This window comes from Arthrobacter sp. Z5-13 (genome assembly GCF_056499105.1).
In genome coordinates, this window is record NZ_CP096460.1 from 3,993,985 (window position 1) to 4,019,406 (window position 25,422).

Below are 25,422 nucleotides of genomic sequence, written 5' to 3' on the forward strand. Positions count from 1 at the left end.
TCCGTTTGTGAAAATGTTGGGCGTTCAGCCGACTTTCAAGAGCGCTTCCGCCAGGTTCGACGTCGATCTGGCCGGGTGGTAGGGCACTGTGGTGCAGCGTCCGCCCCAGCTTTCAACGAGTGCGGCTTCCGGCAGTTCCGTGACGTCGTAGTCACCGCCCTTTACCCAAAGATCCGGCCGCAACTGGTCCAGGCATACTTCAGGCGTGTCCTCGTCGAACACCATCACGGCGTCCACGTATTCGAGGGCAAGGAGCATCTCTGTTCGGTCTTCCTGGCTGATGATGGGCCGGTGCTCGCCCTTGATGCGGCGCACTGATTGATCCGAATTCAGGCACACGATCAGGCAATCCCCCAGCTTCCGGGCAGCGGCGAGCGCCCGGATGTGCCCGGCGTGCAGGAGATCGAAGCATCCCCCGGTGGCCACCACTGTGCCGCCTGCCGCGTGGACGTTGTGGGCCAGCGTCAAAGCATCGGTGCCGCTGCCGTGCAGTTTCACGGGTTCCCGTTCGCCGGCCAGTGTGGCCACGCCGCCTGCTCCGAGGAACGCTGCTGCTTCCCGGACGGCCAGGACCGCGGAGTCATCGACGTTGTGGCCGTCCAGCAAATGAACGGCCAGGCTGGCTGCAAGCCGATCACCCGCACCGCACGGGTCAGACACAGAGGTGACGGGAGCGGGGACCGTCAGGGCGGGCCTGCCGTCGTCCCGCACCAGAACGGCGCCGCGGGCTCCCATCGTTACCAGCACGGCTTTGCTGTGCCAGTTCCGCATGAGGGCCGAAGCAATGTATCCGGGGTCTTCGCTGCGGTCATCTCCCTTAGGCTCAGGGCCTCTGAACTCCCCCGCCCGTGCCGAGAATTTGCGGGCTTCGCTCAGGTTGGGAGTCACGGCCTCTACGCCGTGGACAGGTTCAGTCCCTGCCGGGTGCGGGTCCCAGACGATGGGGATCTGCGAGGCCAGGGACTCCAGGAGCACCCGGAGCTCCGGTGCGGCCGTCAGTCCCCTGCCGTAGTCAGCCACCACAATGGCCTTGGCCTGTTCAAGGGCGTGCAGCATGGGCCCTGTAACAGCAGGCACCGGTGCGGGCTCGCAGCCCTCGTCAAAGCGCACAACCGGGTGGCCATCGGCCCGCACCCGGGTCTTGACCGGAGTCGGCGCTCCGGAGGGTCCGGCAATGACAGTGACCCCTTCCAGGGCGCGTTCCAGGTGCGAGGCGGAGTCGTCGTCGGACAGTACAGTCACCAGGGTGACGTGATGACCGTCAGCGGCCAGCATCTTCGCCACAAGCCCCGCGCCCCCGGCCCGGCGCTGGACAGATCCAACGTCCACCACTGGAACGGGGGCATCCGGGCACAAACGGGTGGCGTGCCCGGCGAGATCAACATCCAGCAGCACATCCCCCACTACGGTTATCCTCACGGCCGGACCTCCCCGGAGGAAAAGGAAGCGGGAGAGCCGGCCCCCCGCCTCGAAACCTCGGCGTCGAACGCCCGGCAGATTGCGTGCAGTGCGATCAAGTGCCCCTCCTGTGCATTGGCTGAAACGGCATCAATAGTTACTGCTTCATCGCAGGCATCCGCCAGCGGATTCGGTCCAGGTCCTGTCAGGGCCCACGTCCTGATGTTCAGGCCTGCGGCGGTCTCAACGGCCCGCAGGAGGTTAGGGCTTTTGCCGCTCGTCGAGAGCAGGATCAGCACATCCCCTGACCTTCCATGCGCCCTGACCTGGCGGGCGAAGAGCTCCTCAAAGCCGTAATCATTGGCAATGGCCGTCACGGCAGACGTCTCGGCATGCAGGCTGATGGCCGAAAACGGCACCCTCTCGCCGTCGAACCTTCCTACCAGCTCCGCCGTCAGGTGCTGGGCCTCGGCAGCAGAACCGCCGTTGCCTGCAGCGAGAAGCCGCTGCCCGCGCAGCAACCGCTGCGCCAGCTCCTGCCCCCAAAAAGCGAGACGATCAGCCTGCCCGCGCAGTGACTCCAGGGCGGGCAGGAAGTTCTGCAGGTGGGCCTGGACGGCCATCAGGGACTGGTTGCCCCTGCCGTCAGCCACAGGCGCGGGGGCCGACGGCGGGAACGGAAGCAGTGCCGGACGGGCACCATCCTTGACTTTCCATTCAGTAGTCACAGCGCTGCTCCTTTCATGTGCTCCAGCTGACGGGATGCGGCGTTTCCTGCTACCGCCAGTTGATATGCCTTCTCCGACTCCGCTGCCACCCTGTCCCAGGAGTAGCGGGACCTGGCACGTTTCTCCCCGGCTTTGCCCAGCTCGGACCGCAGCGCCGGGGCCCCGAGCAGCTCCGCCACCGCGGCCGCAATAGCTTCAGGGTCCCTCGGTGGCACGTGCAGTCCGGTCTTGCGGTCCACAACGGTGTCCCGCAGCCCACCCACGGCTGCAGCCACAACAGGGACACCGCAGGCCATGGCTTCAAGCGGCACAATTCCGAACGGCTCGTACCAGGGTGTGCAGACCACGGCGTCGGCGCTGCGCAGGATTCCCGGCATGGCGTCCCGTGGCAGTTGCCCGCGCAGGCTCACCTGGTTGGCAACCCCAAGCTCCTCGGCAATGGCCATCAGCCGGCTGCCCTCGGGATCGGCACCCGTCACGGCTGCATCCCCTTCTCCGCCCACAATCAGCAACTCGACGTCGTCGAACCCCGCCGCACGCAGGAGCGGCAAGGCCTGAATCACCAGATCCACTCCCTTACGTGGAACGAGGCGCCCCACGGACAGGATGCGGTAGGTACGGGGCCGCACTTCGGAACCGCCTGTGGCGGAAAACAGGTCCAGGTCCACACCGCAGGGGGCGATGGAAATCTTCGCGGTGTTGATGCCCATGGCTTTGAGCTCGAAGACTTCGTCGGAGCAAGTGGCGATGATCCTGTCAGCGGCCCGGCCAACGTACGGTTCCAGCCATTCGCGCTCGGCCGGGCTGGTGTCCTGCGCGCCCTGGTGGCGTCGTTTCACTGTTCCCAGCGCATGGAAAGTCTGCACCATCGGCACATACCCGCCCGGGTCGCCCCTTCTGGCGGCGTCCAGCGAGGCCAATCCGGACATCCAGAAATGCCCATGGACGACGTCGGGACGCCGGCTTCCCCAGTCCTTGACGATTCCGTCGGCGAGCTTGCCCATAAAGGGGAGCAACTCATCCTTGGGAACATGCTTCGCCGGACCGGCATCAACATGGACCACTTCGAGCCGAGGCATGATCCTGACCCTGGCCGGCAGATCGGCGGAGTCCCGGCGTGTATACACCGTGACGTGGTGGCCGCGGCGGGATAGTGCTGTTGAGAGCGCCGCGACATGGACGTTCTGCCCTCCGGCGTCCACACCGCCCAGCGCGGCCAGAGGACTCGCGTGCTCAGACACCATGGATATTCTCATTGCATTTTCCTCTCTTGCGCCGGAACAAGTATTTGTCCCCTCCGGAAACGCCTGCATAGGAGATCGTCCAGCAGCTCGTCCCAGGCACCGAGGAAGGCACCCAGGCTGTGGTTCGCCAGGGCAGCCTCCCGCGCGGCAGCTCCCATCCGCCGCGCTTCCTCCGGATCAAGGATCAGCCTGTGGGCCCAGCGGCGGAGCTCCTCGACCTCGGTTGAAACGACGCCGGCCCCGGGAGGAACCGCGCGGACTGCCTCCGTGGTGGCAAGCGCCAGCACGGGCATGCCCAGGTGCATCGCCTCCAGCAGCGACAGTCCCAGCGAGGTCCAGCGCAGCGGATGCAGGTACACACGGCAGCGGGCCAGTTCACGGTGCAGGTCCGGCGTCGGCAAGTCTCCGCGCACTTTCAGCCGTGAGGGATAAATTCCTGTTTCTGCCACCAGCCCGCCGCCGCCCATACCGAAGACCTGGAGCGGGGCGATGGAGGCAAAACGTGCCAAGAGGTCTGTCCCTGTCACTCGCCCGCGGCGCACCGGCTCATTGACCACGACGCCCAGATCAGGGGTCTCCCCCGTGTAGAGGCAGCCAGGATCCGGGATGCCGTGTTCAATCACCACCGTGGGGGCAACACCGCTGTCCCAGAAGAGATCGTTGAAATGGGTCACGTGGACTATGGGAATGGTGTGTTGGCCGGCAAGGGGGTGGCTTGTCCACGGCACGTCGCCCTTAGGCGTGTTGTGCTCCACATACACAGCAGGAAGCTCCGTGCCGGACCTGCGTCCCAGCACGCGCTGGACTTCGTCGATTTCTTCGGGCCGTTGGAGGACGACGGCGTCAATGGTGTCCGGGTCCAGTGTCGCCAACGCGACTTCAGAAACCGACGCCGGCCAGTTCCTGCCTGCGCGTCCCAGCCCCCAGGGACCGCCCTCGGGAAGGACCGGCAGGAGGTACTCGTGGTGCCCGCGGACAAACGCATCCGTCCAGGAGCCGTGAACATGCCACAACAGGATTCTCATGGGTGCCAGACCTTTCGCCGGGTACTGAGGGAAGACACTCCGCTGATCAGGCGTTCCACCGCGTCCGCCACCTGTTCGGGTGCCACGGAGCTGAGGCAGGGATGCCCTGGTACCGGACATTCTCTTGCCCTGCTGAGCCTGCACGGAGCATTTTGGTCTCCCAGCAGCTCCAGCGGAACCCCGTAGGGTGCCCAGCGGACGGCGGGAACCACGGGGGAAAAGAGACAGACGACGGGAGTTCCCACAGCGGCGGCAAGATGCGCGGGCCCGGTGTTGCCGGTCACCACTGCCTTCGCCCGGGCCAGGACACCGGACAGGGTCCGCAGGTCGGTGCGGCCGCCGAGGTCGATTCCCGATGGCCCTGCGACAGTTGCCGTCAGGGCCCTTTCACCCGGAGCGCCGGTCACCACCACCCGGTGACCGGCACCTTCGAGCAGTTCCACGGCGGCAGCATGATGCAGTGGCGGCCAGGCCCGAGCGGGGGCTGTTGCCCCGGGATGCACCACGATGTACGGCTCCTCCCCCACCAGGTCAGTGACGTCGGGGACGGGCACCACCTTGAGCTTGCCGTCGTCGCCCGGGGGCAGTTCGAAGCCGGCCGCACGGGCGATGCCAAGTGCACGCTCGGCTTCAGGTTGATCCTCAGGAAAATCCTCGCCCGGGCGCAGCCGGACATCCAACAGAGAGCCAGGATAGTCCGTTGAGGCACCCGTAATACGGGAAACTCCGGCGAGGCGCAGCAGCAGCGCCAGGGGCAGCGGAGATTGATGAAACGAAGTGAGGATGACTGCTTCGGTGATCCTGGAGTGCCGGATGAAATCCGTAAGAGTGTCCAGGTGCCGTGAGCTGACTGGCGGGGCGGGATTGACGATCCATGGGCACGCCCAGCTGAAGACCTCGGTTACGTCGGGAAGAATGGACGCCGCTGCTTCGCCTTGGGGCCCGCACAACATGACAACGTCGTTTGCATTCCCGGGGCCTGAGCGCCTGCCATGGGCAACTGCCCGCACGGCAGGGCCTGCCAGCAGGACATCGCCGACGCTGTCCAGGCGGGCTACCAGGACGCGGCTCACGGCGGACCGTCCAGGAGCATCCGGATTGCGGCGCTAAGGTCCGGCGCAACATTCCCGACGGCGGCATCCACCTCTTCGGCGCGTGTAGCCGGCGTCGGGACCAGGACGCCCCTGGCACCGGCGGCTTCGGCCGCTTCCAGGTCAGAGCCGATGTCTCCTATGTAGGCTGCCTCTGCCGGGGAGATTCCGAGGCGGCGGCAGGCGGCGATGATCATCCCCGGGGCGGGCTTCCGGCAGCTACAGCTGTCCTCGGGTGCGTGCGGACAGATTTCCCAAACATCGAAGGGCCCCAGCAGCTCTTCGATGCGTGAATTGACGCTGCTGACCTGGCTTTGGGTCAAGAGACCGCGCGAAATTCCGGACTGGTTGCTGATGACGCCCGTAGCCAGGCCCAAGGTGCGAAGTTCCTGCAAAACTACGGCGGCATGGCCCATGGGTTCCACCAGGTCCGGGTCCCCGTTGTAGGGCACGTCCTGTACCAGCGTGCCGTCCCGGTCGAACAGGACAGCCCGAAGCGGTAATGAGTTGTCACTTCCCATATCCAGTCCGTTCCCCGTTACAGTCCTTGCTAAACAAGTCAGGCAGGACTTCTCTTGGAGCTAGACTCCAAGCTGGGGAAAGGACATGGATTTGAGCCGTCATTCAGGGCAGCAGGACAAGCCGGAATTGCTGGTATTGCGGGCGCTCAAACTCGGTGACCTGCTGGTTGCGGTGCCGGCATTGCACGCTTTGCGCCGCGCTTATCCGGAACACCGTCTTCGTTATGCTGCCCAAGGCTGGCTGACCGAGGCGCTCCAGCTGGTTGGCGGTTTTGAACTTCTGCCAACGCACGGGCTGGACGAACCGATCGACGTGGAGCCGGGCACTGTAGACGTGGCAGTCAATCTGCACGGCAGCGGGCCGGAAAGCCAGGAGCGGATCGAGGAACTCAAGGCACGGCACACCATTTCCCATATATCGAAGCGCAGGGACGGGCCACCTTGGCAACCTGACCTTCATGAGCGGGAGCGGTGGACGAGGCTGCTGCAATGGCATGGCATCGATGCTGACCCCCTGGACTTTCGCCTCAACCGTCCGGCAATAGCTACCGCGGCACTGGAAGCCACCGTAATCCACGTAGGCGCGGCCTACGGAAGCCGTCTCTGGCCCGTCGACCGTTTTGCCTGCCTGGCCTCGAAGCTGGCGGCTTCGGGACATCGCGTTCTTTTTACGGGAAGCGCAGTGGAACGGGAGCGCGCGCTGGTGGTGTGCCGCATGGCAGGCCTCTCCGAAGCCGCGGTGGTCGCGGGGCAACTGACGCTCAGCCAATTCGCTGCGACGGTGGCTGACGCACGGCTCGTCATCTCGGCAGACACGGGGGCCGCTCACCTGGCCTCCGCTTATGGCAGGCCGTCTGTGGTGCTCTTCGGCCCTGCTCCCCCCGAGATCTGGGGCCCTCCGCCAGGCCCGCATGTGGTGCTGACCAAGGCCGCCGTGAGGCGGGGAGATACCTTTGCCGCTGATCCGGATCCTGCGATATTGGGGGTGACCACTCAGGAGGTGCTTGAGGCGGTCCGCGGCCTGGGCCTGCTGTGAGTTTCGTCGTCGAGCAGCCGTTGCTGGAGCTGGACCAGGATCTTTGAGAGCCGGCGGGAGACCTGCATTTGGGTCATTCCCACTCTCTGGCCCAGTTCGCTTTGTGATTCCTCCAGGAAGTATCGCCGGTAGAGCAGCTGCCGGTCCGCTTCACTGAGCTCCTGGATGGCGTCGCTGAGGCTGAGAAGTTCTTCAAGCCGCTCGGGGGACGCATCCGGGGAGACGAGCGTCTCCGCGGGAGGCGGGGCATCACCGTGTACATCAACCGCATCCAGGGAGTCCGGGCGAAGGCTGGCAGAAGCTGCCATCGCCTCGCGGACGCAGGCGACGTCGGCACCCAGTTCCCGGGCGATTTCAGCATCCGTGGGTGACCTTCGCAGCCTCTGCGACAGCAGCGGCTCAGTCCGCAGAATCTCCGTGCGCAGGTCCTGGATGTGACGGGGTGGGCGGACCATCCAGCAACGGTCCCGCAGATATCGTTTGAGTTCACCAGTGATGGTAGGGGTGGCGTAAGCGGGAAAACTCCCGCCCCGGCTCTCATCGAACCCCCGGGCAGCCTTGACCAGGCCCAGGTAGGCAACCTGGTTCAGGTCTGCCCTTTCGCGTCCTCTGGAGACGAACCTTGCGGCCAGGGACTCCGCAAGATCGAGGTAGTTCAGAACCAGGTGGTTCTGGAATGTGAGCTGAATCTGCCCTTGCTGGCTGTGTAAAGGCCGCGTACGTACAGGCCGGTTTTGGGCCGACCGGGCGCTTCGTCCGGTTGCCGGGAGCAACGGCAGGGAGGGCTGGGTTTCCCGCATGTCGTTCGTTCCTTCGTGCTGGAGCGTTCGAAAAGCCCGTGGCAAGACTTATCAGTAGCGAACCATAAGGTTGCTTATTAAACAATGCCCGGTAGCGTTATTCGAAGAACCTTGTCTGAACCTGGGATCAGATCGTTTGGGTTTCCGGGCCCATGGCCATCAGCTGAACGGAAGGACCGTCCGAGATGCGCGTTGTCATCGTAGGAGCCAGCGGCAATGTAGGAACGGCCGTCCTTCGCAGGCTGCAAAAAGAGCGTTCTGTCAGGCCGGAACTGGAGCTGGTCGGCGTCAGCAGACGGGTGCCGGACTCCTCCAAGCCACCTTTCGAAGGCGTTCTGTGGCATGCACTCGATGTTGGCGCCGAAGAGGATGGACACCGGCTCAGGGCAGCCCTCAAAGGAGCAGATGCGGTGGTGCATCTTGCCTGGCAGGTCCAACCAAACCACGATCTGGACCAGCTCTACCGCACCAACGTGACAGGCACCGCCAACATGCTCAGCGCGGCCAAAGAGGCCGGCGTAAAGCACATCGTGTGCGCTTCTTCGATCGGCGCGTACAGCCCGGCCGCCAGCAAGGAATCCCGCGTCGATGAGAGCTGGCCGGTTGGCGGCATTGCCGGCTCACACTACAGCAGGCACAAGGCGGAGCAGGAGGCCCTGCTGGACAGCTTTATGGCAGAGAACCCCGCTGTTACCGTAGCCCGGCTAAGGCCAGGCCTGACTTTCCAGCGTGATGCCGGATCCGAGATCGGGAGGTATTTCCTGGGGCCCCTGATCCCGAAGCTCCTGCTCGGGAAGCCCAGGACGCCTGTCCTTCCCGTGCCCCCGCAATTTGTGTTCCAAGCCGCTCATGCCGACGACGTAGCAGACGCCTACTGGCGGGTTCTTAACCTGGGAGCCGGAGGCGCCTTCAACATTGCCGCCGAACCGGTGGTCACACCCCAGGGACTTGCCGCCCTGTTCCACGCAAAGCGCTGGTTACCAATCTCCGTACGTATGGTCCACGCCGCCGCGGATCTGAGCTGGAGGTTGCATTTACAGCGCACCGACGCCGGTTGGGTGGACATGGCTGAGGGGGCTCCCATCATGGACACCACCCGGGCACGGGAAGTCCTCGGCTGGGCACCACAGGTATCCTCGCTGGATGCCATCAGGGAGGTACTGGCCGGGCTCGGTTCCGGGCAGGGCATACCAGCATCGCCCGCCATGCACCCGCGGCCGATACTGGGGCCGGCGGGACTTCGAAAGCGGGCGATGCGCAGGGTGGCCGTCCGTAGTGGCGCGTTGCGCAGCGAGGCCTTGCGTCGGCAGGCGCTTCGCACCCCCGGTGAGCAGTAGATCACCCGGTGCGCAGTAGATACCGCAAGGCCAAGCACAAGTAATGCCTGGCGGTTAGCCGCCAGGCATTACTGCGGGCCCTGTTAGGGCCCTATCGGCGTCCGTCGTCCTCCCGGCCGCGGCCTTTGGGATCGCGGTCAGCAGCATCAAGGTCAGCACGGCCCCGGTCAGGAACACCATGTTCAATATGGCTCTGCTCCCGGCCGGGGGCCTGATCCCGACGGTTTTTCGTATCGACGTCCGGATCGAGTGAATCAGCGTGTTGCCGCCGTTCAACCGATTCATTACGGAGTGATTCAGCCTCAGTCTGCCGTTTCTCGGCTTCCTGGCGCATCCTCTCGGCATCAACCTGAGCCTGTTCCGCATCCGCACGGGCCTTGATGGCGTTGGCCTCGCGCTCACGGGCGTCCAGTTCGATGTTTTCTGCCTTGCGGCGTATCTCGCCCGCCTGTTGACGCTGTTCGACGACGTGCTTGTGGTGCAGTTCCTGTTTGCGCTTCCTGGCGGCCATCACTCCCAGAACGAGCACAACCACAACAACGATTCCTATTACGATCCAGACCCAGGCCATTGCATCCATGGGAAATTCAACCCTTTCAACTCGCGCAAGATCCGGCCGTTTCCACTGCCGTCCTTACTGTTCAGCAGCACCCTTCCCCGTCCACTTGAAAGATCTTAGGAAGGGTACTTACTATTCGATAGTAATCATGCTTACTATTTAGTGCCAGTAATGCTGGTTCTTGATCAGCAGCCGACCTTTTGAGAAAGAGAGCGAAGATGACAGAGAACCAATGGCCGCAGGACGGAAGCTACGGCACCGCTCCGGCCGATGCACGATCGACCGACCCCTATGACCCCGCCTACCCTGCAGGAACAACCACTTCCGCAGGAATGCAGTCCGGTGCGGAAACCGGGTCATCCAAAAAGGACGCCATGAAGAGTGAGGCCGGGGAAGTCGGCAAGCAGGCCAGCGACTCTGCCAAAAACGTGGCGGAAACTGCAAAGGCTGAGGCAGCAAACGTTGCAACAGAGGTCAAGACGAACGCAAAGGATCTGCTGTACCAGGCAAGGTCCGACCTGACGAACCAAGCCGGAACCCAACAGCAGAAAGTAGCTGAAGGGTTGCGCTCCATCTCCAGCCAGTTGCAGTCCATGGCCTCTGCCCCTGATGAGCAGGGCGTCGCCTCGGATCTGGTCCGGCAAGCAGCCGAGCGCTCGTCCTCTGTAGCTTCCTGGCTTGAAGCACGGGATCCAGGCTCGCTGCTGGACGAGGTAAAGTCCTTTGCCCGCCAGCGTCCAGGAACCTTCCTCCTGCTTGCAGCAGGAGCAGGCGTCCTGGCCGGCCGCTTGACCAAGGGCTTGACGTCCGGTTCCCCTGATTCCGGAATGAGCGCCGGCGCCGGCCGCAGCACCGCAATGGCTGAGCCAATGCCCGGAGGAATGGCAGTTCCGCCGCCCCCCGTCCAGTACCCGGCTCCCACAACAACCACAGCCGGCGCCGCAGCAGGGACTGGCGGACAAACCTACCCGCCTAATCCCATGGAGGGTGCAGGAACCACGGGCGGCCAGTGGGCCGATGACCCACTGGCAGGCGACCGCGTTGGTGAGAGCCCCTTGTCAGGAAGCCGTCCAACTGACGATCCCTACCGCGACGATCCGTTTGATGGTGGGCGTCGATGAGCAGCCAGATACCGGAGCCTCCTCCCTCTGAGGCGCATGTAAAAGCGGACAACTCCTCTCTTGGCGATCTGCTGGGCGATGTCACCAAGGACATTTCCACGCTGATGCGCCAGGAAGTTGAGTTGGCCAAGGCCGAGCTCAAGCAGTCAGGAACCCGGGCCGGGAAAGGTGCAGGTCTATTGGCCGGCGCCGGGGTAGCCGGTCACTTCGTGCTGCTTTTCCTCTCCGTGGCTCTCTGGTGGGGACTGGGCAACTTGATCGGGCACGGCTGGTCCGCCGTCGTCGTCGCCGTGATCTGGGCCATCATCGCCGCAATCCTCGCTTCCATGGGTCGCAAGGAGCTCAAGGCGATCAAGGGCATGCCGCAAACAGCGGAAACGCTCCAGGAGATTCCACCCACCCTGAAACCAAATACCTAGATCGAGCAAGGACACACGATGACCGAAAACCCGGACGCAATCCGCGCCGACATAGAAGCAACCCGCGCACGGCTTGGCACCAATGTGGATGCAGTGGCAGACAAAGTCACGCCGTCCAACATTGTCCACCGCCAGACCGACAAGGCAAGGGAAGCCGTTTTTGGAGTGAAGGAGAAAGTCATGGGAGCAGCCGAGAACACCGCTGACCGTATGCACTCAGCCCAGCAAGGAACCGGGTCCGCTCTCAGTGACGCTGGCTCCGCGATCAGCGAGGCGCCGCAGCAGATGAAGACAAAAGCCCAGGGGAATCCGCTCGCTGCCGGGCTGATTGCTTTTGGCGCCGGAATGCTCCTCTCCTCCCTGATACCGGCAAGTGAGAAGGAGCGCGAGGCGGCCCAGCAGGTCAAGAGCGCCGCCGAGCCCCTGACCACACAACTGACGGAAACCGCCAAGGACATGGCCCAAGGGCTGAAGGAACCTGCCCAGGAAGCCATGGAAAACGTCAAGACAACTGCCACCCAGGCCACCGAACACGTCAAAGGCGAGGGTCAGATGGCAGTGGAGGACGTCAAATACAAGGCAACAGACGCCAAGGACAACGTCCAGAACGCCTGACCATGCCAGGTTCGGCCAGGCCGGCCGCCCGCACGCGCGGGCCGGCCGGCCTGCCCGTCTACCCGTCCCTTATTTGTGGCGCGACGCCCGTAAGGAAATCCGGCAGATTTGAGGATAATTCCCATGGCCAGCAACAACTTCTCTGCAAAGAACAGTTCAAACGCAGGCGCCGAGACAGCTGACAGCAGCACAGCAAAGGCTCAAACAGCCCCCGCCCCGGACGATGAGAGCAAACCCGACAGCCCCCAGGACATCAGCAAACGGTCCTGGAAATACATTGCCAAGAAGTCGTTCCGGGAGTTCACGAGCGATCAGTGCCAGGATCTGGCCGCCGCCCTGACGTATTTTGGTGTGCTGTCCCTGTTCCCGGCCCTCCTGGCACTGGTGTCATTGCTGGGTGTCTTTGGCCAGGCGGAAAGGACCACCTCGGGCCTGCTGGATATCGTTCAGGGTGTGGCGCCAGGCGGAACGGTGGACTTCATCCGGCAACCCGTGGAGGAATTAGTCAACTCCCCGGCTGCCGGTTTCACTCTGGTCTTGGGTATTCTGACCGCCCTTTGGTCTGCCTCAGGTTATGTAGGAGCCTTCGGCCGGGCCATGAACCGGATCTACGAGACCGACGAGGGCCGTGGTTTCGTCAAACTTCGCGGCACGATGCTGGGTGTCACAGTGGTGACCGTCCTTCTCGTGGCACTGATCGCGGCCATGCTGGTTCTCAGTGGGCCGGTGGCAGAGGCCGTAGGAAACGCCATTGGACTGGGTGGGGCCTTCCTCACCACCTGGAACATCCTGAAGTGGCCTGTAATCGTGATCCTGGTGGTTGTGGCCATCGCCATCCTTTACTACACCACCCCCAATGTGAAGCAGCCCAAGTTCCGCTGGATGAGCATGGGCTCGTTCATTGCCTTGGTGGTATCGTTCCTGGCCACTCTCGGCTTCGCCTTCTATGTGGCAAACTTCGCCAACTACAACAAGACCTATGGCGCTCTGGGCGGCGTCATAGTGCTGCTGCTGTGGCTTTGGATCCTGAACATGTCACTCCTCTTTGGGGCAGAGTTCGACGCCGAGATGGAACGTGGGCGCCAGCTTCAGGCGGGCATTGAGGCAGAGGAGACTATCCAGTTGCCGCCCCGTGACACCAAAAAGAGCGACAAGATGCAGGAAAAGGAAGAAGAAGATATCCGCCAGGGCCGGGAACTACGCGAACAGCATGTTAGCGAGCAGCAAGACACAAGGAACGGCGCTGAGCGCAACGATCGCAATCGCGGCCGCTAGCCGCTGGGCGCCAGCCGTTGAACTCTTGCCGTCGGTGATCAGGAACGCGGCGGCCTACACCCTAGTAATCCTGCGGTTCGTGGCGTTTACTTGGTTCCACCTTCGTGCCGAAGCCGTCCAGGGAGGCCGCAATGCCGGGAGCCGCAGAATGGAACGAGAACCGCATCCTTGCCGTGGGATTCGACGGGTCCGAGCAGTCCCAGCTTGCCGTCAGGTGGGCAGCTGAACATGCCGCCGACCAGAACTTGAAGCTGCGGATTATTCACGCCTGGGTCTGGCCTGTATTCACCAAGTCCTTGGGACCAGTCAAGGGCGTCTCCGGTAGCGGGCTGCGCCATGCCGCTGAGGCCACCCTGCAGGATGGCGTGGATCTTGCGCACGAGGTATCTGGCGAACTTGAGGTTGAAGGCGTCTTCGAGGCAGGTCTCCCGGGCCAGGTGCTCAGGGACGCCACCAAGGACGCCCGCCTTCTGGTTGTGGGGCACCGCGGGCTGGGCGGGATCGTTGGCCAACTGGCAGGTTCCGTCTGCTTGGACCTCGCCGGCCATTCACCGTGCCCCCTATTGGTTGTCCGGTATCCCCACCGTGGCGGCGAACCCGTTGTGGCAGCCGTGAGTACTGCCCCTAACAGCGAGGCGGTAATCGTTGACGCCCTCAGAATGGCACGCGCGCTGAAAACCTCGCTGGAACTGGTTCATGTAGAGGTGGAAAACGGACGCCATCATGAACCCCACGGCAAGCATTCCCCGCTCCATGGGCAGGCGCTGGTGGACCATGCCGTCGAGACTGCCCGTGAGTTGGCAACCGATGTGACTGTTTCGGGCGCCCTTCGGCAAGGGCATCCCATCTCCAGGGAGCTTGTTGCCGCCACAGCGAACGCCAGCCTGCTTGTCCTGGGAGCCCACCGTCGGGAGGGTGGCCCGGGGCGTACAGTTTCAGCCCTCCTCCCGCGGGCATTGTGCAACGTGATGATTTCCCGGTGACGGCTACCTGACCACTGCGAGGGCAAAGCCGTCCCAGCCCTTTGAGCCAACAGTCTGGATCACAGTGGCATCCACCCGTGGGTCTTCCCCCATGATGTGGAGCGCATCGAGGATGCCGGGGGCGTTGACGTTGTCCTTTTCCGGCTCCAGTACAGCGCCTTCCCACACCACGTTGTCCATGACGATGGTGGTTCCTGGCCGGCCAAGGCGGATAGCCCAGTCAAGGTAGTGCGGATCGTTTTCCTTGTCGGCATCGATGAAGACAAAATCAAAGGGCCCCCGCGATTCAGACTCCAGCAGAGGCAGGGTTTCCAGCGCTGCTCCGACCCGGATCTCCACTTTGTGTCCTACGCCTGCCGCGTCCATGTTTGCCCGGGCTACCTCGGCGTGCCGTTGGCGGTATTCGCAGGTGACCAGCCGGCCGTCGTCGGGCAGTCCCTGTGCCATCCAGATGGTGCTGAAACCGGCAAGGGTGCCGATCTCCAGCACATTCCGGGAACCGGACAGCTGCACGAGCAACTTCAACAACTTCCCTGCGTTGGGCGCCACCTCAATGCCGGGCATGCCCGCCGCGGCCGCGGCCACCACCGCCCGCTGGAGTCCAGGATCAGGATGGACGACGACGTCGGTCAGGAATTCTTCCACTGCGGTCCAGTTTGCCTCGGCCTTGTGCTCGATCATCCGCCCAGTCTGGCAGTTCACAGGCATGTGCGGAAGCACGAAGGAGACGGAAGGCCGGATTTACTGGCTTTCGCTGATCGCCTTTTCCAGCCGCTCGACCTTGCCGGACAATTCCCCGGAGTAACCCGGCCTGATATCCGCTTTGATGACCAGGGACACCCGGCTGCCGAAACGCCCCACTGCTTCGGTGGCCTTTTTTACAACAGCGAAAACCTCGTCCCATTCACCCTCAATGGTGGTGAACATGGAGTCCGTCTGATGAGGAAGTCCCGATTCGCGGACGATTTTCACTGCCGCGGCGACGGCGTCGTGAACGGAACCGTCCGCACCATAGGTAGAGGAATCAGTAGCGGAAGAAGCGGGGTTTCCTCCTGCGGGCGTGCCTGAAGGGGCGACGGAGAATGCAAGCAACATCTGTCCAGTGTTTCATGGCCCCTTCCGTCATATAGGGTGTCTACCAATCAGTAACCCATAACCTTGAAAAATGAACGTGGCAGTAGAACGAAAGCCCCTCCGTGCTGATGCTGCACGCAATGTAGACAAAATCATCAGCGCCGCGAGGCAGTGTTTCCGCGAATATGGTCCTGAAGTTCCTCTCCAGACCATCGCAGAAACGGCCGGGGTAGGACCCGCAACACTTTTCCGGAACTTTGCGGACAAGGAACAGCTGGTGCTGGCAGCGCTCAACCGCCAGCTCCGGCTTCACGTGGATCCCGTTATCGACGAGGCCCTCTCCGGACAAGATGCCGCTGCTGGCCTCTTCAGTGTCATCGACTCCTTGATGGCGGCTGCCAGCGAGGACGCCAATCTTCTCGGAGCCGTAGCCGGACGGCGGCAGTTGCTCACAGGCATCACAGGCGGGCTTATCGAGTCTGTGGGAGTCCTGCTGGGCCGGGGCCAGGGTCAAGGAACGCTGCGCGAGGACATTTCGCTGACGGACCTGTTCAGGCTGCTGGCCATGCTGATCGGTGTGGTGGATACCATGGAGCCGGGCTCTGATGCCTGGCGCCGCCCGGTCGCGCTGATCGAGGACGCAATCCGCACCGAGCGTCCCCGCCGTCCTCTGCCTGCCCAGTCACCCCTGCCGGGGTTACAGCTGGCCTGACCCGGCTTCTGGCCTGACCCGGGGGCTGGTTTACTGGCCGTCGGTTTACTCCTGGTCCCCCGGCTCATTCTCCGAATGCTCGCCGTCGTCGTGCGTGCGTCCGGCATCCTCGGACTCCCTGCTGTAGGGCGCCCGCCCACCTTGCGCATCGAGCTCGTCCAGGCGCTCGTTGAGGGCATGGCTCAAGATGTCACGCTGCAGGGGCGGCAAGGCTATGGCTCCATGGATGTAGGCCTCCACTTCAAACTGGCCTGCAACCCCGCCGATGCTGAAATACCTCAGCCACAGTTCTTCGATCCGCAGATCCGCATCCCTCAGCGTCTCTTCGAACCGAAGCCTTTGCTCATCCTCGTCTTTGCCCAGGGCCAAAGCGCAACCCCCGATCAGATGCCGGCAATCCGGGTGGAAGAAAGCAGTTCCGCCGAAATCTCGCGCAAAGGCTTCCGGTCCCGCCGCGATTCTGTCAGGAGCTGCTGCATGGCTGAGGCCTCGTCAATCCCGTACCTCGCCATCAGGACCCCTCTGGCCGCCGCAATCATTTCACGCCCCGCCAGGGCATCCTGCAACATCTCGCTCAAGGTCTGGGCGCTCTCCCGGGCCTGGACGTTGATGAGGAAGATGGAGGCCTGTGCCGCAAAGAGTTCCATCAGCCCCACCGTGGATGAGTCGAAGGTTCCGGCCTCACGGGCATAAACCTTTACAGCGCCCAGGACCGAATCTCCAGCGAGCAGGGGTGCACTTACGGCGGATGTCAGCCCAAGCTCGGCAGCGGCTTCCAGCCAATCCGGCCAACGGTTATCCGTCCGGACATCCTCAACCAAAACCGGCTTCCCCATAGCCCAAGCCTGCAAGCATGGGCCCTCTTCCAAGATGTACTGGGCGTTGTCGGCTGTTTCCACCAAGGGATCGGATGCCGCAGCGGTCCGCTTCCGTCCCACGGCATCAACCAGAGTGACCCCGGCCCCCACAGCGCCCGGAATGGCCGCCTGGGCTGCAGCGCTGATGAGTTTGAGGGCACGGGAAACGGTCTCCTCGGTAAGGAGAAGGTCATTTGCCCTTGCGAACACTGCTGCAAGCTCGTCGGCAAGTGGAAGGCCTACCACCATGACTGCCCCGATCGCACCAACCCCGCCGCCTTCCATCTCTCCTAAGTCCAATCCCAGCATATCCCCGCAAGGACGCTGGAGCGCCGGATTGTTGCGACTGGTTTGCAGGATCTGCCAAAGCTTCCGGCAGCGTGTCAGAGGTCGAAGTGGGTGCTGTTCTCTGCGGAGAGGGAGGAGTCGTAGTTCCGGAGGATCTCCTCAGCAACAACCCGGAGCTTGACATTCCTGTTGTTCGAAACCCTGGTCAGGATTGATATTGCCTCGGCCTGTGTGCACCGGCTTTGGCCCATGACGATTCCGGACGCCAGATTGATGCTGGTCCGGGACTTCATGGCGGCAAGGACATCATCCCTGAGTTCCTGTGACGCACCTATCCTGACGGCCAGCCTGAGCGCCTTACCCCCTTGGCAGGCGAAGGTCTGGCAATGACGGATGATTTCCTCTGTAAAGGTGTCCGCTTCCGGAGCAAAGAAACTCAAAGACGCCGTGGCCCCGTGATCAAGTGCCAACGGCACGCCGAGGATACTCAACTGGCCGCGGTCGGCCACAAGCTGGTTGTAGCGGCCCCACCGCGTATCCGTCCTGGTATCCCGGACCACCACGACACTTGACTCCCGCACTGCCTGCAGGCACGGGCCGTCCCCGAAGGCCTGCTGGATTTCGTCCAATTGACGTGCTTCGGGACAGCTGCCGGCAACGGTCACTGACTTGCGCTTGCGGGAAAGGGCCACTGCACAGGTGACCGGCAATCCGGCTGCTTCACTGATGGATGCAGCCGAAAGCACGGACATTTCCTGTAGGAAAGCGCCGACATCATTGCTGTCCAGGACGAGGTCCTGCAGGCGCTGGAAAAAAATCTGATCCACTTCAACCCCCTTATGGAATGGATCCAAACTCAGAAAAAGAAACATGCTGTTGTGGGTTAGGCCACATTTCAATAGACTTTTTGTGGGTTACGCAGTCAGCCCCAGAACCTTGGTATTGGAGCTAGTAATGTCCGTGCAACTGCAACGCCATATCCAGCCCGACTGCTTCCGTCCTGAACTTCCACGTTTGGCAGCCCGGCAACTCATTACCCCAGCATCTTCGCAATGGCTCCCGGCGGCGACATCATGAACCGCCCCCAGCTGGTCCACTACATCAACGACTCCCGGGATCCCGGAGTTGTTCTCTCCGAGGCCACGGTAAGGGAACTCGAGCAACTGGTTGACGCCCTGTACCGGAACCTGGACACACCCGAACCTGAGTTCGGCGCCCAAGTCTGGTATGAGCTCGCTTCCGAAGAGCTGGAGCGGCGGAAGGTTGGGAAGTTTCCCGACGCCTATGGTGCCGCCTGAGACAAGGCTCCCTGATCCGTAATCGCCTGAATCCAGGGGCGCGAGGGGCCCTCCTCTCATTCGGGACGTCCGTCTTGCGCCCCTGCAGGCTTATCCTGGGCGTCTTTGTCCTGGGCTTCCTTTAACTGCTGCTGCAGCTTCTCTTCGGATTCCCGACGACGGCGGGACACGTCCTGTAATTCACGGCTTGACTCGGATACCGTCGTGGGCGGAGAAACCCGCGCCTGCGAGCGCGTATCGTCGTCGTCCCGCGCTTCAGCAGGGACGTTTTCTTCGGTCATGTTCGAATACTGGCATATTTCCAGTACCGCAGGATAGGGCCTTAGGGCCGTAGAAAACAGTGGTCGGGATCCTGAGTCAGTTCCAGCCAATCAGCCTTAATCCTGCGGCTGCCCCGGCTCCGGCAAGGACCACTACGAGGAACGGCGCCCTGAGCCAGAGAGCTGTTGCTGCGGCGGCGAGCGCGCCGACGCGGGCGTCAAGGGTCACCGATTGACCTGCTGCCACCGTGTTCACGATGGCCAGTGAGGCCAAAAGTCCGATGGTCATTGTGCCGGCGATCCTGGACATGCGCGGGTTCCTGAGCAGGCTTGCAGGCACAAGGTATCCGGCCAGTTTCCATAGGTATCCCAGGAGGCAGGAGATCAGAAGCCAGATCCACAGGCTCACCGCGCACCTTCTTCCGGAGCGGTCTTCTGCCCTGGTGCAGTGGCCTCATGCCGGGGATGACTGTGAAGGTGGTGATGATGGCGCTCGGCATAGGGATCGACGTCGGGCTCCATGCCCTCATCGCTGCGACCATGGCTGAACCAGCCAATCGCTGCTGCCACCACTGCCGCGATCAGGATCGGCACCCCTGAGGGCACCAACGGAACCGTTATCACTGTCGCGAGAGCGCAGACAGCAGCAATGGCAACCGGTTCCCTGCCCTTGAGCCTGGGCCACAGCAGGCCCAGGAACGCTGCCACAGCAGCGCCGTCGAGACCCCACTGCTTCGGGTCACCGAGGGCGCTTCCGGCGAGTGCTCCAACCGCGGTGAAAATGTTCCAGAGAACATAGATGCCAATTCCGGCCGTCCAGAATCCACGCTGCTGCTCACCAGGATCGGTCTGGCCGGTACTGGTCGCCGTGGATTCATCGATAGTGATGTGCGCTGCAACGTACTTCCGCCACCCACTCGGGCGGAGCAAGGCGTTGAGCTGCATCCCGTAGATTCCATTCCGCATGCCCAGCAGGGTGGCGGCGCTCATGGCGGCAATCCCTGTTCCGCCGCCGGCAACAACACCGATGAACGCGAACTGGGAGCCGCCGCTGAACAACAGCAGGCTCAGCGCCATGGTCTGGAAAAAGTCGAGGCCGGAAGATACCGACAGCGCGCCAAAGGAGATGCCGTAAAGGCCTGTGGCGATGCTGATGGAAACGCCCACCCGCACGGCGGGGGACTTGAGGAGGGTCATGCCGTGAATATCCGTTTCCTAAAGCTGTGCCAATACCTGTGCGGGCCGGTTGGTGGTTATTTCGTGAATCCCCAACCCTTGGCACAGCGCCACATCATTCTCCGAGTCCACGGTCCACACCCTGAAGCGTCGGCCCGATTCAAGCCATCGCTGCACTGCCCGGGCATGCTGACGGACGTAGTCAATGCCGGGACCGGCCATGCCTACTTCGCCTTCGTCCAGAATTCTTTCCCCTTCGAGCTGGGCTGCCTTCATGACGTTGGCTACGGCCCCGCCGGTGAACGGGCCAAGCCCAAGTTCTTCCCGGATCTCTTCCACGTTGATGTCATCCACCAATTGGCAAATGAAATCGCCGGGTATCGATTTCCGCAGATGCCGCACGGAATCGGGGCTGAAGCTCATAAAAGAAACGGAAACATTGTCCACGGCCGAGGATCTCGGATCCCAGCCCTCGGCCCGAAGCACGTCAAGCACCCGGTCCTCGAGCTTCAGCTGATACGGGCTGGGGTGCTTGAGTTCAATGGCCAAGCCGATAGGCCTTGCTGCTGCGCGGAGGATATCCAGCAAGTCGGGCAGGGTCAGGAACTGTTCTGACCTGGCACCGTATTCGGTCGGAATTTTGGCGCCCTTCCAGGAGGAAAAATCCAAGAGCCTGAGCTCGTCCAGGGTCCGTTCAGCCACGGGCCCGGTGCCGTCAGAGGTACGGTCCAGGTTAGCGTCGTGCAACAGGACAACGTGCTGGTCCTTTGTCAGGTGGACGTCGCACTCCACCCCGTCGGCACCTTCGGCAATGGCCCGCAGGTACGCCGCGCGGGTGTGCTCGGCGAAAGCGGCACTTGAGCCGCGATGGGCATAGACCAGGGGACGAACAGGTCTGGACTCGTGGATTGTCATGCTGCCACGTTATCGGACACGTGTTAAAGATGCGGCGATAGGCTGGGCACATGCAGGTGAATACTGAGCCAACCACCGTTCCGGCCGCTCCCGGACGCGTATCCAACACCGAAACCGAAGCAGCATCCGGCGACGCCTTCAAGGCTGCTGCCCTCCGCAGGATGAAGCTGCTCGCCTTGGCAATGCTCATCGCGATGGCAGTCATCTTCGTCTTTGCGTTCGCCCTGCAGGACGAATATCCGTGGCTGCAGTATGTCCGCGCGGCTGCAGAGGGCGGAATGGTGGGTGCCCTCGCAGACTGGTTCGCAGTAACTGCCCTCTTCAAGTACCCCATGGGCATCAGGATCCCGCACACGGCCATCATTCCGCGGAGGAAGGACCAGATCGGTGCCTCTCTCGGTGAATTCGTGGAGACCAACTTCCTGTCCGAGCAGGTTGTGCAGGAAAAGCTTGCCAGCGTGGATGTGGCCCGGAAGGCTGGCTCCTGGTTGGCCGGGCCCGGTGGCGCCGAGCGCGTCGCGAAGGAGGGCGCCGCCGTCATCCGCGGGGCGTTCAAGGTTCTGAACGACGACGACGTCCAGGCTGTCATTGAAGGCATGGTGCGGAAGCATCTGCTGGCTCCGCCATGGGGGCCGCCCGTAGGACGCCTCGCTGAACGTATTTTCGCCGACGGCCACCACCACACGCTGGTGGACCTCCTCGTGGACCGGACCGTGGATTGGGTCGCCCAAAACCACGAGACGGTCAGCCGGCTGGTTTCACAGCGCTCCCCGCAATGGGTTCCGCGGCTCGTGGACGGGTTGGTGGGCGACAAGGTGTACGTGGAGGTGCTGAAGTTTGTCCGTGCAGTGCAATTGGATCCGCTGCACCAGGTCAGGAAGTCGATCGATACCTACCTCAGCGATCTCGCGCAAGATCTCCAGCACGATCCCGTAATGATCGCGCGGGCCGAAGGCATCAAGGCTCAGGTCCTCGGCGATCCCGAGGTTCGGGAGCTGGCTTCCCGTACATGGGGAACAGTAAAGCGCGCGCTGCTCGACGCCGTCGACGATCCCCGCAGCGAACTGACCATCAAGTTTAAGGCCGCCGTGCGGGACTTCGGATCCCGACTGGTGGACGACGACGAGCTTGCGGGCAAGGTAAACGCCTGGATCGGTGACGCTGCCGGCTACCTCGTCAAGACCTACCGCTCGGACATTGCAGCCGTTATTACGGATACCGTGGCCCGCTGGGACGCCGAGGAGACTTCACGCAAAATCGAACTCCAGGTGGGCAAGGACCTGCAGTTCATCCGGATCAACGGCACCGTGGTGGGAGCCTTGGCGGGCTGCGGGATCTTCACGGTGGCCCACCTGATCTTCGGTTGACGCATTGCCTCCGCTGCTGTTCACGGTGGGGCACGGAACTGCTTCCCGGAATGAGCTCATGCAGGTGCTCGAAAAGGCGGAAGTGCAGAGCCTGGTAGACGTCCGGATCGCGCCGGGAAGCCGCAAGTTTCCGCACTTTGACCGTGACAGCCTTGAGGAGTGGCTGCCCGCTGCCGGTATTTCGTACCGCTGGGAGAAGAGCCTGGGCGGCTTCCGGAAGCTTCCCCCTGACTCACCTGACATTGCGCTTCGCAACGAATCCTTCCGGGCTTATGCCGCCCACATGCGCTCGGCTGAGTTCCTCACCCCGCTCCAGCACCTTATTGAGGCGGCGGCAACCGAACGTACTGTGATTATGTGCAGCGAGACCCTGTGGTGGCGCTGCCACCGCCGCCTGATTGCCGATCATTGCGTCCTGATCGACGGCGTCGGGATTAATCACCTCATGCCTTCCGGAAAGCCTGTGCCGCACCAACCCACCGAGGGGGTCCGGGTTCTGGGTCAGGAACTGGTGTACGACGTCGTTGTTCCAGACGGCTTTTCTGGATAGCATCTAGAAACTAAGCTTGCTTAGTTTTAGCCAAACGCTTGAGCTCTGATGATCTCGGGAGACCAAGATGCGGATTAAGGATTCTGTTGTTGTAATCACCGGTGCATCGAGCGGTATCGGCCGCGCGACAGCCCTCGCCTTTGCCCGGAAGAAGGCGCGACTGGTTCTCGCTGCGAGGCGTTCGGAAGCGCTTGAATCCCTGGCTGGGGAGTGTCGGAAACTTGGGGCCAAGGCATTGGCCGTGCCAACCGACGTCGTGGATGCTGCCTCCATGGACGGGCTGGCAGCCCGAGCAGTCGAAGAATTCGGGGGGATCGACGTCTGGGTCAACAACGCCGCTGTGGCCGCCTTCGGACGGTTTCAGGACGTTCCCCTCCGGGATTTCGAACGGGTGCTGGACGTGAACGTTATGGGTTACGTGCATGGAGCCCGGGCGGCCCTCCCTCATTTCCGGGTTCAGGGATCCGGAGTGCTCATCAACGTCTCCTCCGTCGTAGCGGCGATCGCCCAGCCCTACGCGGCGGCCTACTCCATCTCCAAAGCAGCCGTCCGTGCCCTCGGCGTCAGCCTGCGGGCCGAACTCATGCTGGATGGGCTTAGCGGCGTCCATGTGTGTACCGTCCTGCCAGCAGCGATCGATACTCCTATTTTCGAGCAGGCGGCAAATTACACGGGCTACAAAGTGAAGGCGTTACCACCCGTCCATACTCCGCAACGGGTGGCCCGTACCATCGTGAAGTTGGCGCGGAAACCCCGCCGAGAGGCTGCGGTGGGTACAACCGGGCGTCTCATGCTATTCCAGTACAAGCTGACGCCGGGAACAGTGGAGGCCTTGATGGCAAGGCAGGTGGACAAAACACAACTGTCGCGTAGACACAATGCCGCCGCCTCGTCGGGAAACCTCTACCGCCCTTCGGCGGCGAAGAGAACAGCGAGGGTGGAAGGCGGATGGCACGGCCGGAGCCGGACAGCCCGACGTCGGCTGTTCGCCGTTACACTGCTGGCCGGGGCCGGAAAGGTCCTGCTGAAACGGCAGCCCGGGGCCCGGGATCCTGGACGTTCAGGCGAACGCGTCAAGCTCCACACCGGCTTGAAGTAGTGCTTCCCGCACAGCAGAAGCAGTCGCGGCCGGGTTGGGAGCATCCCCGGAGAGGTACAGCGAATCGGGACGGAGCCGCAGCATGCTTCCATCGGCTGCCTCCACTTCGCCTTTCAGCGCCAGGCGGACCGCCCGCTCTATGATCTGTTCCTCATGGACCAGTACTGCTCCGTCCTCATCCCGGCTCATGGGACGGCCATCTGGATGGTAAACGCGGTCGATATACGCCTCGTGGAAGACGGGCTGGCCTGCTTCTGCAGCCAACGTCAGGAGCGCAGAGTCCGGCAGGCCGAGCACAGGAAGCCCGGGATCATAGGCCTGGATTGCTGCTATCACCGCGGAAGCCTGCTCGGCGTCGTGCAGGGTCCGGGTAAAGAGCGCGCCATGGAGCTTGACGTAGTCCACTGAAGCGCCTACAGCATGGGCCACCCCGTCCAGTGCGCCGAGCTGGTAAAGCACATCACCAAAAAGCTCATCAAAGGACACATCAAGGAAGCGGCGTCCGTACCCTTGGAGGTCGCGGTAACCCAGATGTGCACCCACGGTGACATCGAGTTCGACAGCTGCGCGGCACGTGTCCAGCATCGTGACAGGGTCCCCGGCGTGCAGTCCGCACGCGACGTTGGCGCTGGTCAGCAGCGGGAGGAGAGCTGCGTCATCTCCGGCTGCCCAGGCGCCGAATGATTGCCCCAAATCGGCGTTAAGATCCAAAAGTGTTGCCTTCCTGAACAGGGTTCCGCTCAATCGCGTTTCCGGATGGGAAGTTTCCGGGTGCGGAGTTTCCGGGTGCGGCTCCTTCTCCGTTTGGTCCAGCTTTCAACTCCCCGGGAATTGTATCCGGCATAGGGCCAAAGGCCTTTTTCGCATTGGCCACAACGGCTCGACCCATCATGCGGTTGCCTACTCCGCCAACCACAGCGCCCACACCGAACGGCAGTGCGCGTCCCAGCAAGGCCGTGCCCTGGCGCTTCAGCAGATTGTTGAGGAAGGCCTTCTGGATGCGCGCACGCACTGCACCACCGGAAAACGGGGTTGCCCGGGCAAAAGCGGAACCCCAGGCCTGTGTTGGCCCCTTGCCTTTTCCTGTCGCCTGGCCACCGAGTGAGCCGAGCAAGGACGTGCCCTCCTCCCCGAGCATGATGGCCATAACCAAGGTGCCGGCTTTCTCAGGATCCACAAGCCGCACACCATGGAGTTCGGCGAGGGACGTCGCGTAAAGGGCTGTCGCCTCCAGGAAACCTACAGTGGCCAGGGCCGACAACCCCAATGCAGCCACCGTTCCAACGCCTGGAACCACTGCAGTGCCGCCCACTATCGCGCCGCCCCCTGTAACGGCAACAATGTAGTCACGCTCAAGTTTGTCCGCCAACTGCGCTGCGGTGGCGGTCGGATACTTCCGCTGGAGACGCCGGATATTTGCCAGGACAAGGGGCCTCTGGACCTCCACTGCACGCAACAGCATGTTGTGGACTCCGGGCTTGGGCTTCCCGTTGGCATCGAAAACCGCGTTCTGGGCTGTCTTCTGCGCAATCTTCATCGCCGGGTTTTGTCGCATGGCCATCATCACCTCATGTGGGATCGGGAACACTTATCAGTTGTCATATACCCCGCAGAGCGGAAAACTTTCATCCACCTCCCACCCTAGGCCACCATCGATGTTCCTCGCGGCATCGT

31 protein-coding genes are annotated in these 25,422 nt (G+C 62.7%); 12 read left to right on the forward strand and 19 right to left on the reverse strand.

The features are described from left to right. Positions 1 to 24: 24 nt before the first annotated feature. From M1E02_RS18590 to M1E02_RS18615, 6 genes are read right to left on the reverse strand one after another with little or no spacing between them, the layout of a single operon-like run. A complete protein-coding gene (locus tag M1E02_RS18590; protein ID WP_479375657.1) occupies positions 25 to 1,419 on the reverse strand; it encodes a PfkB family carbohydrate kinase in 1,395 nt (464 codons plus the stop codon). Further along, a complete protein-coding gene (locus M1E02_RS18595) occupies positions 1,416 to 2,126 on the reverse strand; it encodes a D-sedoheptulose-7-phosphate isomerase (RefSeq protein ID WP_479375658.1) in 711 nt (236 codons plus the stop codon). Before M1E02_RS18595 ends, M1E02_RS18590 begins: the two co-directional genes overlap by 4 nt. Next, positions 2,123 to 3,382: a glycosyltransferase gene (locus M1E02_RS18600; protein ID WP_479375659.1), complete on the reverse strand. Its 1,260-nt coding sequence runs from the start codon at positions 3,380 to 3,382 to the stop codon at positions 2,123 to 2,125. The genes M1E02_RS18595 and M1E02_RS18600 overlap by 4 nt, the downstream gene beginning before the upstream one ends. Continuing rightward, positions 3,379 to 4,395: a glycosyltransferase gene (locus M1E02_RS18605; RefSeq protein WP_479375660.1), complete on the reverse strand. Its 1,017-nt coding sequence runs from the start codon at positions 4,393 to 4,395 to the stop codon at positions 3,379 to 3,381. Before M1E02_RS18605 ends, M1E02_RS18600 begins: the two co-directional genes overlap by 4 nt. Continuing rightward, positions 4,392 to 5,468, reverse strand: a complete 1,077-nt coding sequence (locus M1E02_RS18610; RefSeq protein WP_479375661.1) for a glycosyltransferase family 9 protein — start codon at positions 5,466 to 5,468, stop codon at positions 4,392 to 4,394. Before M1E02_RS18610 ends, M1E02_RS18605 begins: the two co-directional genes overlap by 4 nt. After that, a complete protein-coding gene (locus tag M1E02_RS18615; RefSeq protein WP_479375662.1) occupies positions 5,465 to 6,007 on the reverse strand; it encodes a D-glycero-alpha-D-manno-heptose-1,7-bisphosphate 7-phosphatase in 543 nt (180 codons plus the stop codon). Before M1E02_RS18615 ends, M1E02_RS18610 begins: the two co-directional genes overlap by 4 nt. Positions 6,008 to 6,092: 85 nt before the next feature. Between M1E02_RS18615 and M1E02_RS18620 the strand changes: the two genes are divergently transcribed. Then, positions 6,093 to 7,043: a glycosyltransferase family 9 protein gene (locus M1E02_RS18620; protein WP_479375663.1), complete on the forward strand. Its 951-nt coding sequence runs from the start codon at positions 6,093 to 6,095 to the stop codon at positions 7,041 to 7,043. Here the strand turns inward: M1E02_RS18620 and M1E02_RS18625 are convergent. Next, positions 7,001 to 7,843, reverse strand: coding sequence for a sigma-70 family RNA polymerase sigma factor (locus M1E02_RS18625; protein WP_479375664.1), 843 nt, complete (start codon positions 7,841 to 7,843; stop codon positions 7,001 to 7,003). The two genes, M1E02_RS18620 and M1E02_RS18625, sit on opposite strands and share 43 nt — an antisense overlap. Positions 7,844 to 8,028: 185 nt before the next feature. Between M1E02_RS18625 and M1E02_RS18630 the strand changes: the two genes are divergently transcribed. Next, entirely contained in the window at positions 8,029 to 9,180 is a 1,152-nt protein-coding gene (locus M1E02_RS18630) for an NAD-dependent epimerase/dehydratase family protein (protein WP_479375665.1), read from the forward strand. Between the two features lie 91 nt (positions 9,181 to 9,271). On the opposite strand, the gene M1E02_RS18635 is transcribed toward M1E02_RS18630, so the two are convergent. Beyond that, the gene (locus tag M1E02_RS18635) at positions 9,272 to 9,760 is read right to left on the reverse strand and encodes a hypothetical protein (RefSeq protein WP_479375666.1); all 489 of its coding nucleotides are present in this window, start codon (positions 9,758 to 9,760) and stop codon (positions 9,272 to 9,274) included. A gap of 197 nt (positions 9,761 to 9,957) precedes the next feature. Here M1E02_RS18635 and M1E02_RS18640 point away from each other — a divergent pair, with 197 nt between their 5' ends. The 5 genes from M1E02_RS18640 to M1E02_RS18660 all read left to right on the forward strand — a co-directional run bounded on the left by M1E02_RS18640 (position 9,958) and on the right by M1E02_RS18660 (position 14,152). Then, entirely contained in the window at positions 9,958 to 10,860 is a 903-nt protein-coding gene (locus tag M1E02_RS18640; protein WP_479375667.1) for a hypothetical protein, read from the forward strand. Then, on the forward strand, positions 10,857 to 11,279 hold the full coding sequence (locus tag M1E02_RS18645) for a phage holin family protein (protein ID WP_479375668.1): 423 nt from the start codon (positions 10,857 to 10,859) through the stop codon (positions 11,277 to 11,279). Before M1E02_RS18640 ends, M1E02_RS18645 begins: the two co-directional genes overlap by 4 nt. Positions 11,280 to 11,297: 18 nt before the next feature. Further along, positions 11,298 to 11,894 (forward strand): DUF3618 domain-containing protein, encoded by a 597-nt coding sequence (locus M1E02_RS18650; RefSeq protein ID WP_479375669.1) that lies wholly within the window; start codon positions 11,298 to 11,300, stop codon positions 11,892 to 11,894. A 123-nt stretch (positions 11,895 to 12,017) separates the two neighbouring features. Then, positions 12,018 to 13,169: a YihY/virulence factor BrkB family protein gene (locus M1E02_RS18655; RefSeq protein ID WP_479375670.1), complete on the forward strand. Its 1,152-nt coding sequence runs from the start codon at positions 12,018 to 12,020 to the stop codon at positions 13,167 to 13,169. Between the two features lie 131 nt (positions 13,170 to 13,300). After that, positions 13,301 to 14,152: a universal stress protein gene (locus M1E02_RS18660; protein WP_479375671.1), complete on the forward strand. Its 852-nt coding sequence runs from the start codon at positions 13,301 to 13,303 to the stop codon at positions 14,150 to 14,152. A gap of 3 nt (positions 14,153 to 14,155) precedes the next feature. Here M1E02_RS18660 and M1E02_RS18665 read toward each other — a convergent pair whose 3' ends face one another. Further along, positions 14,156 to 14,833: an O-methyltransferase gene (locus tag M1E02_RS18665; protein WP_479375672.1), complete on the reverse strand. Its 678-nt coding sequence runs from the start codon at positions 14,831 to 14,833 to the stop codon at positions 14,156 to 14,158. A gap of 60 nt (positions 14,834 to 14,893) precedes the next feature. Beyond that, positions 14,894 to 15,247, reverse strand: a complete 354-nt coding sequence (locus M1E02_RS18670) for a thiamine-binding protein (RefSeq protein ID WP_479375673.1) — start codon at positions 15,245 to 15,247, stop codon at positions 14,894 to 14,896. Between the two features lie 70 nt (positions 15,248 to 15,317). Here M1E02_RS18670 and M1E02_RS18675 point away from each other — a divergent pair, with 70 nt between their 5' ends. Then, a complete protein-coding gene (locus M1E02_RS18675) occupies positions 15,318 to 15,938 on the forward strand; it encodes a TetR/AcrR family transcriptional regulator (RefSeq protein WP_479375674.1) in 621 nt (206 codons plus the stop codon). Positions 15,939 to 15,983: 45 nt separating this feature from the next. Here M1E02_RS18675 and M1E02_RS18680 read toward each other — a convergent pair whose 3' ends face one another. The 3 genes from M1E02_RS18680 to M1E02_RS18690 all read right to left on the reverse strand — a co-directional run bounded on the left by M1E02_RS18680 (position 15,984) and on the right by M1E02_RS18690 (position 17,910). After that, on the reverse strand, positions 15,984 to 16,307 hold the full coding sequence (locus tag M1E02_RS18680; protein ID WP_479375675.1) for a hypothetical protein: 324 nt from the start codon (positions 16,305 to 16,307) through the stop codon (positions 15,984 to 15,986). A 14-nt stretch (positions 16,308 to 16,321) separates the two neighbouring features. After that, complete coding sequence (locus M1E02_RS18685) at positions 16,322 to 17,080, reverse strand: GAF and ANTAR domain-containing protein (protein WP_479375676.1); 759 nt, start codon at positions 17,078 to 17,080, stop codon at positions 16,322 to 16,324. 98 nt (positions 17,081 to 17,178) lie between these two features. After that, positions 17,179 to 17,910: an ANTAR domain-containing protein gene (locus M1E02_RS18690; RefSeq protein ID WP_479375677.1), complete on the reverse strand. Its 732-nt coding sequence runs from the start codon at positions 17,908 to 17,910 to the stop codon at positions 17,179 to 17,181. Positions 17,911 to 18,135: 225 nt separating this feature from the next. Here M1E02_RS18690 and M1E02_RS18695 point away from each other — a divergent pair, with 225 nt between their 5' ends. Beyond that, on the forward strand, positions 18,136 to 18,381 hold the full coding sequence (locus M1E02_RS18695) for a hypothetical protein (protein WP_479375678.1): 246 nt from the start codon (positions 18,136 to 18,138) through the stop codon (positions 18,379 to 18,381). Between the two features lie 56 nt (positions 18,382 to 18,437). Here M1E02_RS18695 and M1E02_RS18700 read toward each other — a convergent pair whose 3' ends face one another. The 4 genes from M1E02_RS18700 to M1E02_RS18715 form a co-directional block, all read right to left on the reverse strand. Beyond that, complete coding sequence (locus M1E02_RS18700) at positions 18,438 to 18,662, reverse strand: hypothetical protein (RefSeq protein ID WP_479375679.1); 225 nt, start codon at positions 18,660 to 18,662, stop codon at positions 18,438 to 18,440. Between the two features lie 76 nt (positions 18,663 to 18,738). Then, a complete protein-coding gene (locus tag M1E02_RS18705; protein WP_479375680.1) occupies positions 18,739 to 19,050 on the reverse strand; it encodes an AzlD domain-containing protein in 312 nt (103 codons plus the stop codon). Next, on the reverse strand, positions 19,047 to 19,838 hold the full coding sequence (locus M1E02_RS18710; protein WP_479375681.1) for an AzlC family ABC transporter permease: 792 nt from the start codon (positions 19,836 to 19,838) through the stop codon (positions 19,047 to 19,049). The genes M1E02_RS18705 and M1E02_RS18710 overlap by 4 nt, the downstream gene beginning before the upstream one ends. An 18-nt stretch (positions 19,839 to 19,856) precedes the next feature. After that, the gene (locus tag M1E02_RS18715; protein WP_479375682.1) at positions 19,857 to 20,732 is read right to left on the reverse strand and encodes a glycerophosphodiester phosphodiesterase; all 876 of its coding nucleotides are present in this window, start codon (positions 20,730 to 20,732) and stop codon (positions 19,857 to 19,859) included. Between the two features lie 50 nt (positions 20,733 to 20,782). On the opposite strand from M1E02_RS18715, the gene M1E02_RS18720 reads away from it, so the two are divergent. From M1E02_RS18720 to M1E02_RS18730, 3 genes are all read left to right on the forward strand, one after another. Continuing rightward, positions 20,783 to 22,099, forward strand: coding sequence for a DUF445 domain-containing protein (locus M1E02_RS18720; RefSeq protein WP_479375683.1), 1,317 nt, complete (start codon positions 20,783 to 20,785; stop codon positions 22,097 to 22,099). 58 nt (positions 22,100 to 22,157) lie between these two features. After that, complete coding sequence (locus M1E02_RS18725) at positions 22,158 to 22,649, forward strand: DUF488 domain-containing protein (RefSeq protein ID WP_479375684.1); 492 nt, start codon at positions 22,158 to 22,160, stop codon at positions 22,647 to 22,649. A gap of 67 nt (positions 22,650 to 22,716) precedes the next feature. Continuing rightward, the gene (locus M1E02_RS18730; protein ID WP_479375685.1) at positions 22,717 to 23,748 is read left to right on the forward strand and encodes an SDR family oxidoreductase; all 1,032 of its coding nucleotides are present in this window, start codon (positions 22,717 to 22,719) and stop codon (positions 23,746 to 23,748) included. On the opposite strand, the gene M1E02_RS18735 is transcribed toward M1E02_RS18730, so the two are convergent. Then, complete coding sequence (locus M1E02_RS18735; protein WP_479375686.1) at positions 23,710 to 24,459, reverse strand: LamB/YcsF family protein; 750 nt, start codon at positions 24,457 to 24,459, stop codon at positions 23,710 to 23,712. The two genes, M1E02_RS18730 and M1E02_RS18735, sit on opposite strands and share 39 nt — an antisense overlap. Next, the gene (locus M1E02_RS18740) at positions 24,449 to 25,309 is read right to left on the reverse strand and encodes a hypothetical protein (protein WP_479378218.1); all 861 of its coding nucleotides are present in this window, start codon (positions 25,307 to 25,309) and stop codon (positions 24,449 to 24,451) included. Before M1E02_RS18740 ends, M1E02_RS18735 begins: the two co-directional genes overlap by 11 nt. Positions 25,310 to 25,422: the final 113 nt, after the last annotated feature.